Genomic DNA, 15,034 nt, shown 5'->3' with positions numbered 1-15,034 from the left:
GACGTCCATGAAATGTAGATTAGCTCTGGATCCAATCCGCGCATATGGGAGAACAGCAGCACGTCACGTAAGAGAATGCTTACATGACGTTACATCGTCAGAATTGCGCTGCATCCAACAGGAACAGCGACTCGCTGCCGGCCTTCACCGACGCGCTCAGCGAGTGAATACGCGGCAACAGGCGGGCGAAGTAGAAGCGTGCAGTACCGAGCTTGCTGGCGTAGAAATCATCCTGCGCTTCCTTGCCCAACGACGCCTTGGCCATCAGTGCCCACATGTAGGCGTACGCCGTGTATCCGAACGCTTGCAGATATTCGACCGAGGCCGCGCCGATTTCGTTCGGGTTGTTTTTCGCCCGATCCAGCAGCCATGACGTCAACTCGTCGAGGGTGTCGACAGCGTCATTCAATGGCTTGGTGAATTCGCCCAGGTCGGCACTGGCCGTCGCGGTGAAGTGGCGGATCTCGTCGGCGAACAGCTTGTAGAACGCGCCGCCGCTGCCGACGATCTTGCGCCCGACCAGGTCCAGCGCCTGAATGCCGTTGGTGCCTTCGTAGATCTGGGTGATGCGCACGTCACGCACCAGTTGCTCCTGACCCCACTCGCGGATGTAGCCGTGGCCGCCGAAAATCTGTTGGCCATGCACCGTGGTTTCCAGACCCAGATCGGTCAGGAACGCCTTGGCTACCGGCGTCAGCAGGGCAACCAGATCTTCAGCACGCTTGCGAGTCGCCGCGTCTTCGCTGAACTTGGCGGTGTCGAGTTGCATTGCCACGTAGGTGGAGAACGCACGACCACCTTCGTTCGAGGCCTTCATGGTCAGCAACATGCGACGCACGTCCGGGTGGACGATGATCGGGTCGGCGACTTTGTCTTTGTTCTGCGCGCCCGTTGGCGAACGGCTCTGCAGACGGTCGCGGGCGTATTCGACGGCGTTCTGGTAGGAGCGCTCGCCAGTGGCGAGGCCCTGGATACCGACGCCCAGACGCTCGTAGTTCATCATGGTGAACATCGCCGCCAAGCCTTTGTTCGGCTCGCCGACCAGATAACCCACGGCTTCGTCGAAGTTCATCACGCAGGTAGCGGACGCCTGGATGCCCATCTTGTGTTCGATCGAACCGCAGTTGGCCGGGTTGCGCGCGCCGAGGCTGCCATCGGCATTGACCATGAACTTCGGTACCAGAAACAGCGAGATGCCTTTCGGGCCCGCCGGAGCGTCCGGCAACTTGGCCAGCACCAGGTGAATGATGTTTTCGGTAAGGTCGTGTTCACCACCGGTGATGAAGATCTTGGTGCCGCTGACCTTGTAGGAACCGTCGGCCTGAGGCTCGGCCTTGGTGCGGATGATCCCCAGGTCAGTGCCGGCGTGCGGCTCGGTCAGGCACATGGAACCGGCCCAGATGCCGGCATACATGTTCGGCAGATACGCGGCTTTCAGTTCTTCGCTGGCGTGGGCGTTGATCGACAGGCAAGCGCCGGCAGTCAGCATCGGATACAGACCGAAGGACAGGCTGGCGGAGTTGACCATTTCTTCAACCTGGGCCGAAACGGCTTTGGGCATGCCCATGCCGCCGTAGGCCGGATCGCCACCGACGCCAACCCAGCCACCTTCGGCATAAGTCTGATAAGCCTGTGGGAAACCGGCCGGCGTGGTGACCGCGCCGTCCGCCCAGTGGCAACCTTCTTCGTCAGCGGCACGGCTCAGTGGCGCGATGCTTTTGCTGGTGACCTTGCCGGCCTCTTCGAGAATCGCTTCAACGGTCTCGGCGTCGACAGTCTCGGCCAGCGCCGGCAACTCGGCCCAGAGTTTGGCGACTTCGAATACTTCATTGAGGACGAAGCGCATATCGCGCAGCGGCGCTTTGTAGTCAGCCATGGCAAACCTCGCAAAATCTGAACAGGTGATTCGTGGAAGGGTGTTTTCGTTAGGCCGGAGTGTACCCCAACAACTTTTGCGACACATAGGGTCAACCGGTGACTGATTTGTTATTTTTAGTCACCAGCCTGAAACGATAATCAAAGGATGTAGAGAAACCTGTGGCGAGGGAGCTTGCTCCCGCTTGAGTGCGCAGCGCTCACTATCAGCGGCTGCTACGCACCCGAGCGGGAGCACGCTCCCTCGCCACAGAAAGCGGGTCAGAGTGCAAACAGTTCGGCAGGCAATTTCATCAAACACTCACTCCCCGCCTCAATCGCCGCCCGATGTGCAGCCGTACGCGGTAACAAACGCTTGAAGTAGAACTCGCACGTCGCCAATTTGCCTCGCAAATAATCCGCCTCACCCTCGCCCGCCTCTAGTTGCGCCTGCGCCACCAGCGCCATGCGCAACCACAGATAGCCGAGGATGATGTAGCCGCTGTACATCAGATAATCCACCGACGCCGCGCCGACTTCGTCCGGGTTCTTCATCGCTGCCATGCCGACCTTCAGGGTCAGGTCGCCCCATTGCTGGTTCAGCTCATTGAGCTGCGCGACGAAACTGCCCAATTGCGCATGCTCGGCGTTGGTCACGCAGAACTTGTGGACGATTTTGGTGAAACCACGCAGCAATTTGCCCTGACTGCCGAGCACTTTGCGCCCGAGCAGGTCGAGCGCCTGAATGCCGTTGGTGCCCTCATAAATCGGTGCGATCCGACAATCGCGAACCAGTTGTTCCATGCCCCACTCGCGAATGAAGCCGTGGCCGCCAAACACCTGCATGCCGTGGTTAGTCACTTCCAGGCCGGTGTCGGTCATGAACGCTTTACAGATCGGCGTGAGGAAGGCCAACAGGTCTTCGGCCTCCTGACGCGCTTCGGCGTCGCTGCTCATGTGCGCGACATCGAGCATTTGCGCGGTGAAGTACGTCAGCGCGCGGTTGCCTTCGTTGAAGGCTTTCATGGTCAGCAACATGCGCCGCACGTCCGGGTGAACGATGATCGGATCGGCCGGTTTATCCGGGGCTTTGACACCGGTCAGGGCACGCATCTGCAAGCGATCATTGGCGTATTTGATTGCGCCCTGGAAGCTCGCCTCACCCAGACACAAGCCCTGCATGCCTGTGCCGAGCCGCGCGTGGTTCATCATGGTGAACATGCAGTTGAGGCCCTTGTTCGGCTCGCCGATCAGAAAACCTTTGGCACCGTCGAAGTTCAGCACGCACGTGGCCGAGGCCTTGATGCCCATTTTGTGTTCGATCGAACCGCAGGAAACGCCGTTGCGCGTCCCTGCTTCACCCGCTGCATCGGGCAGAAATTTCGGCACGATAAACAGCGAAATCCCTTTGGTCCCGGCGGGCGCGTCGGGCAATTTGGCCAACACCAGATGGATGATGTTGTCGCTCATGTCGTGCTCACCGGCGGAGATGAAAATCTTGCTGCCGGTGACCGCGTAGCTGCCGTCAGCCTGAGGCGCGGCGCGGGTCTTGATGATGCCCAGATCGGTCCCGCAATGAGCTTCGGTCAGGCACATGGTGCCTGTCCATTGGCCGGCGGTGAGTTTGCTCAGATAGGTGTCTTTCTGCTCGGCGGTACCGTGGGCATGGATCGCCGACATCGCGCCGTGGGTCAGCCCTGGGTACATGCCCCAGGAAGTGTTGCTGGAACCGACCATCTCACTGATCACCAGCCCCAGCGAACTCGGCAAGCCCTGGCCGCCGTAGGTCGGATCCGCCGCCAGCCCGTGCCAGCCGCCCTCGACATATTGTGCGAAGGCTTGCTTGAAGCCTGTAGGCGTTGTCACCACGCCGTTGTCGAAATGGCAGCCCTCTTCGTCACCGCTGCGATTGAGCGGCGCGAGAACGTTCTCACAGAACTTCGCGCCCTCTTCGAGGATCGCGTTGATCATGTCCGGGCTGGCGTCATGGGCGCCGAGGGCGGCGTAATTGGCGTGGAAGTCGAATACGTGGTCGATCAGAAAGCGCATGTCGCGCAGGGGAGCTTTGTACTCAGGCATGGTGGCTTCTCCGTCAGCAGGTTGCTTGAACCTACTGCCGGCCACCACACCCGACAATCACTGTGCAGACGCTGAATGCGCCGTCATCACTCAACCCGCAGCGCTGTCCATGCGCACCGCGCCGCGACGGTTTTGCCCGTACGCCATCACGCAGTTGCGCCCCGCGCCTTTAGCGGCGTAGAGCGCCTCGTCGGCGGATTTCAGCACTTGTTCCGGGTTGCGCTGCTCCACGCGTTCGGCGACGCCGATGCTCACCGTGACCGAAACGCTGGAGGCGCCGGAGCCGGCACGGCGCTGACGACCTTGCTGGTCATCCTGCGGGCGGTTTTCCTGATTGCGCAGTTGAATGTTGTAGGACGCAATCGACTCACGGATCACTTCCAGGTGCGGCATACACTCTTCAAGTGTTTTGCCCGCGAACACCAAGGCGAATTCCTCACCGCCATAGCGATACGCCCTACCGCCACCGCTGATTTTCGACAGTTTGCTCGCCACCAGACGCAATACCTGGTCACCGACGTCGTGGCCATGGGTGTCGTTGAATTTCTTGAAGTGGTCAACGTCGCTCATCGCCAGCACATAATTGCGCCCCAAGCGCTGCATGCGTTCGTTGAGTGCGCGACGCCCCGGCAGACCGGTGAGTTCGTCGCGGAAGGCCATTTGATAAGCCTCGTGCGCCACGGCGGCGGCGATCATCAACATGACCTGGCTGCACATGATGTTCAGAGTGAACGGCAGGATGAAGGTTTTCGGCAGCATCCAGAACACGCCGAGCAACCCGACCAATTGCGCCGCGTGCAGCGGACGCGGATGGCGCCAGTATTGCCAGGCCAGCAGCAGGAACGCCGAGATGAACACCGGATAGGACAGCTGGATCAGACTCATCCACGCGCCGTGCAGCGCTGGCCAGCGAATCTCCGAAAGCCACATCAGCAGCGCCTGTGGGTAACTTTGCTCAAGCCCCAGCGCGACGCTGCCGAAGGCGAGCAGCACGGCGAACCGCGCGACCATGTCCTGAAACAGGTGCGTGCGTTCCTGCCACGCGGCGAACAGGCCAAACAGCAGTGGCAGCAGCAGGCAGACCAGATGAAAAACCACGGCGGCGTCTTCGCGCACCTTGCCGTTGTCGCGGTAATAATCGGTCTGGGTGTCGAGCAAAAAGTAGGCGATGTACACCGTGAGCATCAGAAACAGTTCGCGCTGACGTCGGTAAACCGCGCAGTAAGCACCACCCAACAGCAGCACCAGTGTCGGCAGTACGTTAAACAGAGACGTGAAGAACACGTTGAGGTCTTTGACGTACGCAGCCGCCAACCCCGCGAGCAATAACAGCAGTGAAGGTAGGAAATGGCTGAAACGTACAGCGGAAGAACGCGGCAAGGGTAAAGCTCCGACCCGTCATATCAAAGAGATGGCATTGTGCCTGCAATGTGGCCAGTTAAGCACACACAATGTGATCCAGATCACATGCAGTCTCTTTAACGGCAGAAAACCTGAGTTTCTGAGCGAATCAGTAAGTTTTTTACCCCTGATTGACGTGCTGGCCACCATTGCTGATGGCCAGCCGTGCAATTGGCCTTCAAAGATCGTTGTAGAAAGGCAGCAACGGGCCTTCTTCCGGACGTCGACCTTCCGCGCCATACGGCTTGAGATTGAGTAACGCGTCCGTCGCCTGGCGGGTGGTGACCTTCGGACTCGCCGGACGTTGGGTCACGGCGTTTTCATCGCCGACGTGGCCCTGCGGGATCACCAGCGACGGGTGATCGAACGGCGCCCGTTCCCACGCTACACGCGGGTCGGTCAGGCCGACTTCCATGAATTTCACCAGTGCATCGATCTCGTCCGGAGTCAGGTTGAGGCTGGTCATGTCCGGATCGAGGTTCGAGGTGTTGTGTTGATTCGCCGACGGATGCTCGAAACCGCTGGTGTTGTTCGAGTCCTCACCACGGCGGTCACCACCACGGTTGTAAAACTCCATGACTTGCTTGAGCGTCGCGCGGCTGCCGTTGTGGAAATACGGGCCGGTCAATGCAATGTTGCGCAAGGTCGGGGTCTTGAAAGCGCCGTCAACCGAATCGCGGAACCCGACGTTGGGCTTGAGCGTGGCATCGCACGGGATGGCAGCGCTGAGCGGCGCTTCAAAAGTGCAAACGTCGACATCCAGCGGATCAGGAATGTTGCCGCCCTGCAGCACCTTGTTGTATTGACGGCTGAATGACCATGGATTGCCCCAGGCATCGACGCCACCCAGGGCCAGATCTTCAGAGGTCGGCCGCACGCCGGTGTTGTAGAAACCGTTGTCATAAAGGGTCGTCAGATTGTCGGCCATGACCATCCGTTCGATGCGCTCACGCGGATGCATCAGCAGACGACTGGCGGCGTTGGTCAGTTCTGGCCCACCGTGGCAGTTGACGCATTTGCCCTTGCCAAGAAACAGGTTCATGCCTTCGACCTGCTGCGCGTTCATCGCGGTTGAGTCGCCTTGCAGGTACGCATCGATCGGTGCCTGATCAGAGATCAACGTCGATTCGTACAGCTGAATCGCCAAGCCGAAGAACAGCGGGAAGTTGGCTTCCATCTGTGTGTAAGGCGCGCCGCCCACCAGCACATTTTGCGTGGCGTTCCACAGGCGTGGCTGGAAGGCGTTCTTGATCAATTCGCGATAGGTCGGGCGCCGCGCGCCGGACACCGAAGCGAGTACGGAGTCGCTGGAGGAAATCCGCTGCTGTTTAAGCATCAACTGATCGAGCATGCGCCGGCCAATGTCAGCAAAGGTGCGGCCGCCACAGGACATTTCTACCGCACTGCCGGGTGGCCCCACTGCTTGCGAGGCGGCGGAGGCATCGTTGAGCGCCAGTCTGACTTTCGTCGCAACAGTGCTGCGCTCGCTGGTCACGTATATCCCTGCGTCCGGGTCACGATTGCCAAATGGCGAGAAACCGTTGAACACGTTGTTGGCCCGACCGTCCCAAAAGTTGCGCACGTTGAACGCGGCGTTGATCACCGACGGCGCATTACGCCCGGTACTGCGGCGCACGTTGATGCCGCCGACCTGAAAGATACCGTCCGGCTGCTGGGTGCATTTGTCGAAGCGCGGTTGATTGGGTTTGACGAAATTGGCGTCGAACACACCTTGTGAGCCGACCACGTCGTCGGTCGAATAAACGATCGGTGAGTTGCGCTCCAGCGGATTGCTCAGCACATGGGTCGGGAAGTCGGTTTTTTTCAGCGTGTAGTTCGGCCCGCCCTTGCCGCCGGACAGGGTCGCGTAGGACGCCACGTCACCGGGAATGTCGGACGCCACAAACGGTTTATTGAAGATCGACGCGACGTTGGCGTTGGTGTGCGCCTGGCCGGGATTGAGCTGGTTGGTGATGCGGTGATCGACGCCAGCGTGGTAATGGCAGGATGCACACGCGGTGGCGCCATCACTGCCGACTTCCATGTCCCAGAACAGCGCTTTGCCAAGCAGGATCGCGGCGGAGCGGTTGAGTACATAGTCGGTCATCAGGTCAACCTTGCGCCCGCCTTCGGTTCCGGAGGGATCGGGCGGCACCATGCCACGCAATGATTGCAGGCTGGGGACTTCGGGTACCGGCGGATCCACTTCTGCGGGTGTCGCGGCCATAGCGCCGCAGGCAGTGAGTGCGAGGGTTAACCAGGCAAGTCGACAGATGTTCATGTGCTTCACCCTGACGGTTGTTGTCGTGAGTTCGCCGGGCGAGAGGCGTCGTGAAACAGCACAGGATTTCTCATGGGCGCCGGTTAGTCAGCGCAGTGCAATTAATTGGCCACCCCGCAAAGAAACATTTTGAATCAATAAATCCGTGGGCCAGACACTGGCGGCTACCGTTTCTGCTGGGGAATCACCCCCAGTGTTGGGGACAGACTCCAGCACAAAAAAAAACCGCTGCCCCCGAAGGAGCAGCGGTTTTTCAAAAGACCGCGTTAAGGCTTAGTAGCCCAGTGCGAAGTCTTCTTCTTTCATGTCCATCAGGTTGTTGGCGCCCGACAGCATGGTGGCCACGTGGGTGCGGGTACGTGGCAGGATGCGCTGGAAGTAGAAGCGCGCGGTTTGCAGCTTGGCGGTGTAGAACGCTGCGTCGCCAGTGCCTTCTGCCAGTTTTTCGGCAGCCAGACGTGCCATGTCGGCCCAGAAGTAAGCCAGGCAGGCATAACCGGAGTACATCAGGTAGTCCACGGAGGCCGCGCCGACTTCTTCGCGATCTTTCATGGCGGCCATACCGACCTTCATGGTCAGCTCGCCCCACTCCTTGTTGATTGCCGCCAGCGGTGCGACGAACTCTTTGACGGCTTCGTTGCCTTCGTTGTTCTGGCAGAACTTGTGGACGATCTTGGTGAAGCCTTTCAGAGCCTCGCCTTGGGTCATCAGCACTTTACGGCCCAGCAAGTCGAGTGCCTGGATGCCGGTGGTGCCTTCGTACAGCATCGAAATGCGGCTGTCGCGAACGTTCTGCTCCATGCCCCACTCGGCGATGAAACCGTGGCCGCCGTAGATCTGCACGCCGTGGTTGGCGGCTTCGAAGCCGACTTCGGTCATGAAGGCTTTAGCGATCGGCGTCATGAACGCCAGCAGTGCGTCGGCTTTCTTCTTCTCTTCTTCATCCACGCCGTACTTGACGATGTCGACCTGTTTGGCGGTGAAGTACACCATCGCACGGTTGCCTTCGGCGAATGCCTTCATGGTCAACAGCATGCGGCGTACGTCTGGGTGCACGATGATCGGGTCAGCGGCTTTGTCCGGCGCTTTCGGGCCAGTCAGGGAGCGCATTTGCAGACGATCGCGAGCGTATTTCAGGCCGCCCTGGAAGCCGATTTCGGCGTGGGCCAGACCTTGCAGGGCGGTACCCAGACGCGCGGTGTTCATAAAGGTGAACATGCAGTTCAGGCCTTTGTTCGCCGGGCCGATCAGATAACCGGTGGCGCCGTCGAAGTTCATCACGCAAGTGGCGTTGCCGTGGATGCCCATCTTGTGTTCGAGCGAACCGCAGGTCACAGCGTTGCGTGCACCGACGGTGCCATCAGCGTTCGGCAGGAACTTTGGAACGATGAACAGGGAAATGCCTTTGGTACCAGCCGGTGCATCCGGCAGGCGAGCCAGCACGATGTGGACGATGTTGTCGGCCATGTCGTGTTCACCGGCCGAGATGAAGATCTTGGTGCCGGAGACTTTGTAGGAACCGTCGGCCTGAGGTTCGGCCTTGGTGCGCAGCATGCCCAGGTCGGTGCCGCAGTGCGGTTCGGTCAGGCACATGGTGCCGGTCCATTCGCCGGAGACCAGTTTGGTCAGATAGGCTTCTTGCTGCTCAGGGGTGCCGTGCTCGGAAATGGTGTTCATCGCGCCGTGCGACAGGCCTGGGTACATGCCCCACGACCAGTTGGCTTCGCCAACCATTTCGCTGACTGCCAGACCCAGCGACTCAGGCAAGCCCTGACCACCGTGCTCGACGTCGTGCGCCAGGCTTGGCCAGCCGCCTTCGACGAATTGCTTGTAAGCCTCTTTAAAGCCAGTCGGGGTTTTCACGCCGGACTCGCTCCAGGTGCAACCTTCGAGGTCGCCTACGCGGTTCAGCGGTGCCAGTACCTGCTCACAAAACTTGGCGCCTTCTTCGAGAATGGCGTCAACCATGTCCGGAGTTGCGTCTGCGCAAGCCGGAAGGCTCTGATAGTGCGCTTCGTAGCCGAGCAGTTCGTCACGAACGAAGCGAATATCACGCAAGGGGGCCTTGTAGTCAGGCATAGCGATAAACCTCTGCTGATGTAACCGGGAATGAACGACCGTGTTGATTTGTTGTGACGGTCAAACAGTTGTTTGAAACATACGTTTACGCCGAAATCTTGTCAAGCGTCGATCTTTTGCCGTTCGTCTTCACAACTTTCAAACGCCGGACACAGCAAACCGCCATGCGCTCGCAGGAGCCACGGGCGATAAAAAAAGATTAGTTGAGGAAGAAAGACTTACAACGAAAAACGCCGCGACAAGGCGCGGCGTTCGGCATGCACAAAGCGAGAAATGTCAGGCGAAGGTGTCGATGATCGTACCGAGCACTTCATCGGATGCCTTGACGACTTTCGCGCCCAGTTCCACTTGAAACTTGCCCTGGGCCATCTCGACCACGTCGCTGCCCAAGTCCATTTGCTGACTGCGATCGACGCCACGCAGGCGATCGATCTGAGCCTCGGAAGACTGACTGCTGACCGAGCGTTCAATGGTGTTGTTAGCGATCTGACTGGCTGCCTGATCGACACGGTTCTGCCCGGTCTGAATAGTGCTCAAACCAGCATAAAAAGCTGTGTTACCGGAGATTTCCATGGGAGTTCTCATCCTTGGGAAGGATCAATGCGTGCATTGAACCAGACGCGTCAGAAAAACACCCGTCAAAAACACTAATGGCACAGTGCCTGCCCATAGGCAGGCTTCATGGGTAAAAAACTAGTCAAGCAGATCCAATTGCAAATGCTCGGCCACCGCCTCGGCACTCAATGCCTTGAGTTTCGGCACGCGCCCCAGGCACGGCGCCGGAATCCGCTCGGCCAGCGTCGCCAGATTCTCTTCCAGCCGCGACGTTTTCGGATCGATGATGTTGGCCACCCACCCCGCCAGTTGCAGGCCATCACGCGCGATCGCCTCAGCCGTCAGCAACGCATGGCTGATACACCCCAGCCGCACACCCACCACCAGAATCACCGGCAGCTTCAGCGCGATGGCCAGATCCGACAGATTGTCCTGATCCGCCAACGGCACCCGCCAGCCACCCGCGCCTTCGATCAGAGTGAAATCGGCATTCATCGCGAGAATCTCGCGCATCGGTGCCAGCAACGATTGCACCGTCAACGCCACGCCGGCTTCGCGCGCAGCCAGATGCGGCGCAATCGCCGGCTCGAAGGCCACGGGATTGACCTGTTGATAACTCAGCGGCAAAGAACACTCCGCCAACAGCGCCAGCGCATCGGAATTGCGTAATCCCTTGGGCGTCACCTCACAACCAGAAGCCACAGGCTTGCCCGCCGCCGTGCTCAACCCCGCTGAGCGCGCCGCATGCAGCAACCCGGCGGCAACCGTGGTCTTGCCGACGTCGGTGTCAGTTCCAGTGATGAAATAGGCGGCGCTCATAAAGGTTTCTCCAACACGGCGTAGACCACCTGATAAGTCGCCGGCAAACCCGACGCCTCACGGAACCGCTCGTATGCCTCGACCAGGCCAAGTATCCGCGCCCGCCCGGTCAACCCACCCGGTCGCCCGGGATTGAGATTGTGCGCACCCAGCGCTTTCAACTCATGGGTCAGACTGCGCACATCCGGGTAATGCAGCACATGCGCCTGATTCTCCAGACTCACCGTGCGCAATCCACTGGCCGCACACAACTGCTCATAGCGGGCGAACTCGCGGAAACGGTTGACGTGCACCAGGCCATCGACCTGACGCCAGCTATCACGCAATTCGTACAACGTTCCGACACAAAGACTAGCAAACGCGAAAATCCCCCCCGGTTTCAGTACGCGAAACGCCTCACTGAGCACCGAATCAAACTCCGCACACCACTGCACCGCCAGGCTGGAGAAGATCAAATCGCAGGTGCCATCCTGCAATGGCAGACGCTCCGCATCACCGGCAATGAAATGTTCGGCGCCACCCAACGGACGGGCGTGTTCAAGCATGCCCTCGGCGATATCCAGCGCCAGCCCCGGCCGCCCGGTGAATCGCTCGGCCAACGCACGGGTGAAGTAACCGGTGCCGCACCCCAGATCCATCCACCGCGATGGCGAAAAACCTGCCGGCAAGCGTTGCAGCAATTGTGTACCGACATCACGTTGCAACTCGGCGACGCTGTCATAACTGGCCGCCGCGCGGGAGAAAGAGGCCGCCACCTGACGCTTGTCAGGCAAGCCGCCGGGCAGCGCAACAAGGGACAAATCAGTCATCACCGCACTCATGTAGAAAAGCCTGGATCGCACCCGCCACTCCATGGGGGTCCTCCAGAAGAAACGCATGGCTGGCCTGTTCGATCAGACCAATCTCGATATCCGGCAACAGCGCGAACAATTCGCCCGCCGCCTCCGCAGGCACCAGGCTGTCCTGCCCGGCGAACAGATGTAACTGCGGGCCGCGAAACGCCTGCAAGGCTTTACGGGTGTCCAGTTGCGCGAGCAATTCCAGCCCGGCCATCAACGCGGCCGGCGCAACGCTCGGCGCAGCGCCAAGCAGCAGTCGCGACAATCCGCGCGGGTCCTCGGCGCCTTGGGCACACAGCAGGGAAAATCGCTTGAGGGTAAGCCGCGGATCAGCATTGCAACCGGCGAGAAAGCCATCGAACGTCTCGCCGGGCATCGCACTCGGCCATTGTTCGTGGGCGACAAAAGAAGGGTTGCTCGCCAGTGTCAGCAAACCGCAGCAACGTTCGCCACGGCGCGCCGCCAACTCGGAGGCGAGCATGCCACCGAGCGACCAGCCACCGAGCCAGACATCTTGGGGAATGCGCTCATCAAGTACATCGAGCCAGTCCTGCACGTCGCTGGAGTCCAGCTCAGGCAACGGCTCGATATCGACGTTCAGGTGCTCGTCGAGCCCTTGCAATGCGGCGGCCAAGGGTTCCATCGGCGAAACGCCGAGGCCCCAGCCGGGCAGCAGGATCAGGCGATTACGCATGGCTTGGCTCCGACGACAGTTGGGCAAAGCAATCGGCCAGTCCTTCTAACAATAGCTGCACCTGCGCCTCGCTGTGGGCGGCGGTCAGGGTCACCCGCAAGCGCGCACTGCCAGCAGGCACGGTGGGCGGACGAATCGCCGTGACCATCAGCCCGCGTTCACGCAGCATCTGCGACAAACGCACCGCGCGCCCCGCATCACCGATCATGATTGGCTGGATCGGCGTGAAGCTTTCCATCAGTTCCAGACCAATCTGTTCGGCGCCATGGCGGAACTGGCGGATCAGCGTCTGCAAATGTTCGCGACGCCAGTGTTCGCTGCGCAGCAGTTCCAGACTTTTCAGTGTCGCGCAGGCGAGCGCCGGTGGTTGGCTGGTGGTGTAAATGTACGGGCGGGCGAACTGGATCAGGCTTTCAATCAGTTCTTCACTGCCAGCAACAAACGCGCCTGCCGTGCCGAACGCCTTGCCGAGGGTACCGACCAATACCGGCACATCCTCCAGGCTCAAACCGAAATGCTCGACAATCCCGCCGCCATTGGCGCCCAGCGGGCCGAAGCCGTGGGCATCGTCGACCATCAGCCACGCGCCTTTGGCCTTGGCCTCAAGGGCCAGTGCCGGCAGGTCGGCAAGATCGCCGTCCATGCTGAACACGCCATCGGTGACCACCAGCGTATTGCCGGTGGCTTTCTCAAGACGCTTGGCCAGACTCACCGCATCGTTATGCAGATAGCGATTGAATCTGGCGCCGGACAACAAGCCAGCATCCAGCAAAGAGGCGTGATTGAGACGGTCTTCCAGCACCGTATCGCCCTGCCCGACCAGCGCCGTGACCGCGCCGAGGTTGGCCATGTAGCCGGTGGTAAACAGCAGCGCACGCGGGCGCCCGGTGAGATCGGCCAGCGCTTCTTCCAGTGCGTGATGCGGGCCACTGTGGCCAATCACCAGATGCGAAGCGCCACCGCCCACGCCCCAGCGCTCGGCACCGGCGCGCCAGGCTTCGATCACTTGCGGGTGATTGGCCAGGCCCAGATAGTCGTTGTTGCAGAACGCCAGCAACGGCTGGCCGTCGACCACCACTTCGGGCCCTTGCGGGCTTTCAAGCAGTGGGCGCTGGCGGTAGAGGTTTTCGGCACGACGGGCAGCAAGGCGTGCGGCGAGATCGAAAGACATGCAGGCCTCGACTTTCATGTGACACAGATCCCTGTGGGAGCGAGCCTGCTCGCGAAGAGGCCTTTACATCCAACATCAACGTCGACTGAGGCACCGCTTCGCGAGCAGGCTCGCTCCCACAGGGGTTTTGCATTTCTTCAGGGGAATCCGAAGAGGTTTTTACACCGCCGCGTTATAGAACTGCTCGCTGCTCTTCTGCTCCACCAGCGCCTGCTCGATCGCAGCCTGGTGCACTTCATCGGCGTGCTCTTCGCGGGCTTCCGGTTGAATGCCCAGGCGCGCGAACAACTGCATGTCCTTGTCGGCCTGCGGGTTGGCGGTGGTCAGCAACTTGTCACCGTAGAAAATCGAGTTGGCGCCGGCAAAGAACGCCAATGCCTGCATCTGCTCGTTCATCGCTTCGCGGCCGGCGGAAAGGCGTACATGGGATTGCGGCATGAGGATGCGCGCCACGGCGAGCATGCGGATGAAATCGAACGGGTCGATGTCTTCAGCGTTTTCCAGCGGCGTACCGGCGACTTTCACCAGCATGTTGATTGGCACCGACTCCGGGTGCTCCGGCAGGTTGGCCAACTGGATCAACAGGTTGGCGCGGTCGTCCAGCGACTCACCCATGCCGAGAATGCCGCCGGAGCAGATCTTCATCCCCGACTCACGCACGTAAGCCAGCGTCTGCAGGCGCTCGCTGTAAGTACGGGTGGTAATGATGCTGCCGTAGAACTCCGGCGACGTGTCGAGGTTGTGGTTGTAGTAATCGAGCCCGGCCTTGGCCAAGGCTTCGGTCTGCTCCTGATCGAGACGACCTAGGGTCATGCAGGTTTCCAGGCCCATGGCTTTTACACCCTCGACCATTTTCAGCACGTACGGCATGTCTTTGGCCGAAGGATGTTTCCACGCTGCGCCCATGCAGAAACGGGTCGAACCAATGGCCTTGGCGCGAGCAGCCTCTTCGAGGACCTTCTGCACTTCCATCAACTTTTCTTTTTCCAGACCGGTGTTGTAGTGACCGGACTGTGGACAGTATTTGCAGTCTTCCGGGCAGGCGCCGGTCTTGATCGACAACAGGGTCGACACCTGAACGCGGTTGGCGTCGAAATGCGCGCGGTGCACCGTTTGCGCCTGGAACAGCAAGTCGTTGAATGGCTGTACGAACAGTGCTTTGACTTCGGCCAGTGACCAGTCGTGACGCAGGGTGGCGGTGGTGCTCGCGCTCATGGGTAGTTCCTTGGTTATGCTTGGCTGGCGCCGGGGAAACGGAATAC

The 15,034-nt window shown here is 60.1% G+C and carries 11 protein-coding genes; all 11 read right to left on the bottom strand.

Annotated elements, in window-relative coordinates; genetic code table 11:
* Positions 1-97: 97 nt before the first annotated feature.
* Positions 98-1,876 (bottom strand): acyl-CoA dehydrogenase C-terminal domain-containing protein, encoded by a 1,779-nt coding sequence (locus AC3WMT_RS18410; RefSeq protein ID WP_103304431.1) that lies wholly within the window; start codon positions 1,874-1,876, stop codon positions 98-100.
* Between the two features lie 260 nt (positions 1,877-2,136).
* Entirely contained in the window at positions 2,137-3,933 is a 1,797-nt protein-coding gene (locus tag AC3WMT_RS18405; protein WP_103304432.1) for an acyl-CoA dehydrogenase C-terminal domain-containing protein, read from the bottom strand.
* A gap of 90 nt (positions 3,934-4,023) precedes the next feature.
* On the bottom strand, positions 4,024-5,313 hold the full coding sequence (locus tag AC3WMT_RS18400) for a GGDEF domain-containing protein (protein ID WP_103304433.1): 1,290 nt from the start codon (positions 5,311-5,313) through the stop codon (positions 4,024-4,026).
* 199 nt (positions 5,314-5,512) lie between these two features.
* Entirely contained in the window at positions 5,513-7,615 is a 2,103-nt protein-coding gene (locus AC3WMT_RS18395; protein WP_103304434.1) for a cytochrome-c peroxidase, read from the bottom strand.
* A 273-nt stretch (positions 7,616-7,888) separates the two neighbouring features.
* Entirely contained in the window at positions 7,889-9,694 is a 1,806-nt protein-coding gene (locus tag AC3WMT_RS18390) for a phenylacyl-CoA dehydrogenase (RefSeq protein WP_103304435.1), read from the bottom strand.
* A gap of 276 nt (positions 9,695-9,970) precedes the next feature.
* On the bottom strand, positions 9,971-10,267 hold the full coding sequence (locus AC3WMT_RS18385; RefSeq protein ID WP_103304436.1) for a pyrroloquinoline quinone biosynthesis protein PqqE: 297 nt from the start codon (positions 10,265-10,267) through the stop codon (positions 9,971-9,973).
* A gap of 120 nt (positions 10,268-10,387) precedes the next feature.
* The gene (gene bioD / locus AC3WMT_RS18380) at positions 10,388-11,068 is read right to left on the bottom strand and encodes a dethiobiotin synthase (RefSeq protein WP_103304437.1); all 681 of its coding nucleotides are present in this window, start codon (positions 11,066-11,068) and stop codon (positions 10,388-10,390) included.
* Positions 11,065-11,877 (bottom strand): malonyl-ACP O-methyltransferase BioC, encoded by an 813-nt coding sequence (gene bioC / locus AC3WMT_RS18375; protein ID WP_103304438.1) that lies wholly within the window; start codon positions 11,875-11,877, stop codon positions 11,065-11,067. The genes bioD and bioC overlap by 4 nt, the downstream gene beginning before the upstream one ends.
* Positions 11,870-12,601: an alpha/beta fold hydrolase gene (locus tag AC3WMT_RS18370; protein WP_103304439.1), complete on the bottom strand. Its 732-nt coding sequence runs from the start codon at positions 12,599-12,601 to the stop codon at positions 11,870-11,872. The genes bioC and AC3WMT_RS18370 overlap by 8 nt, the downstream gene beginning before the upstream one ends.
* The gene (bioF, locus tag AC3WMT_RS18365) at positions 12,594-13,772 is read right to left on the bottom strand and encodes an 8-amino-7-oxononanoate synthase (protein ID WP_103304497.1); all 1,179 of its coding nucleotides are present in this window, start codon (positions 13,770-13,772) and stop codon (positions 12,594-12,596) included. Before bioF ends, AC3WMT_RS18370 begins: the two co-directional genes overlap by 8 nt.
* Positions 13,773-13,931: 159 nt before the next feature.
* Positions 13,932-14,987 carry a biotin synthase BioB gene (gene bioB / locus AC3WMT_RS18360; protein WP_103304440.1) on the bottom strand — a complete coding sequence of 352 codons (1,056 nt, stop codon included), beginning with the start codon at positions 14,985-14,987 and terminating at the stop codon, positions 13,932-13,934.
* Positions 14,988-15,034: the final 47 nt, after the last annotated feature.

It is taken from the genome of Pseudomonas sp. FW305-7 (genome assembly GCF_058786735.1).
Note: the sequence above shows the minus strand (reverse complement) of the source record. Positions and strands in the feature narration are given on the sequence as shown.

What these genes read in the sequence shown, in the direction of transcription:
- bioF (WP_103304497.1), bottom strand. Translation starts at nt 13,772, where the DNA reads ATGTCTTTCGATCTCGCCGCACGCCTTGCTGCCCGTCGTGCCGAAAAC.
- bioB (WP_103304440.1), bottom strand. Translation starts at nt 14,987, where the DNA reads ATGAGCGCGAGCACCACCGCCACCCTGCGTCACGACTGGTCACTGGCC.
- AC3WMT_RS18395 (WP_103304434.1), bottom strand. Translation starts at nt 7,615, where the DNA reads ATGAACATCTGTCGACTTGCCTGGTTAACCCTCGCACTCACTGCCTGC.
- AC3WMT_RS18390 (WP_103304435.1), bottom strand. Translation starts at nt 9,694, where the DNA reads ATGCCTGACTACAAGGCCCCCTTGCGTGATATTCGCTTCGTTCGTGAC.
- AC3WMT_RS18405 (WP_103304432.1), bottom strand. Translation starts at nt 3,933, where the DNA reads ATGCCTGAGTACAAAGCTCCCCTGCGCGACATGCGCTTTCTGATCGAC.
- bioD (WP_103304437.1), bottom strand. Translation starts at nt 11,068, where the DNA reads ATGAGCGCCGCCTATTTCATCACTGGAACTGACACCGACGTCGGCAAG.
- AC3WMT_RS18370 (WP_103304439.1), bottom strand. Translation starts at nt 12,601, where the DNA reads ATGCGTAATCGCCTGATCCTGCTGCCCGGCTGGGGCCTCGGCGTTTCG.
- AC3WMT_RS18385 (WP_103304436.1), bottom strand. Translation starts at nt 10,267, where the DNA reads ATGGAAATCTCCGGTAACACAGCTTTTTATGCTGGTTTGAGCACTATT.
- bioC (WP_103304438.1), bottom strand. Translation starts at nt 11,877, where the DNA reads ATGACTGATTTGTCCCTTGTTGCGCTGCCCGGCGGCTTGCCTGACAAG.
- AC3WMT_RS18410 (WP_103304431.1), bottom strand. Translation starts at nt 1,876, where the DNA reads ATGGCTGACTACAAAGCGCCGCTGCGCGATATGCGCTTCGTCCTCAAT.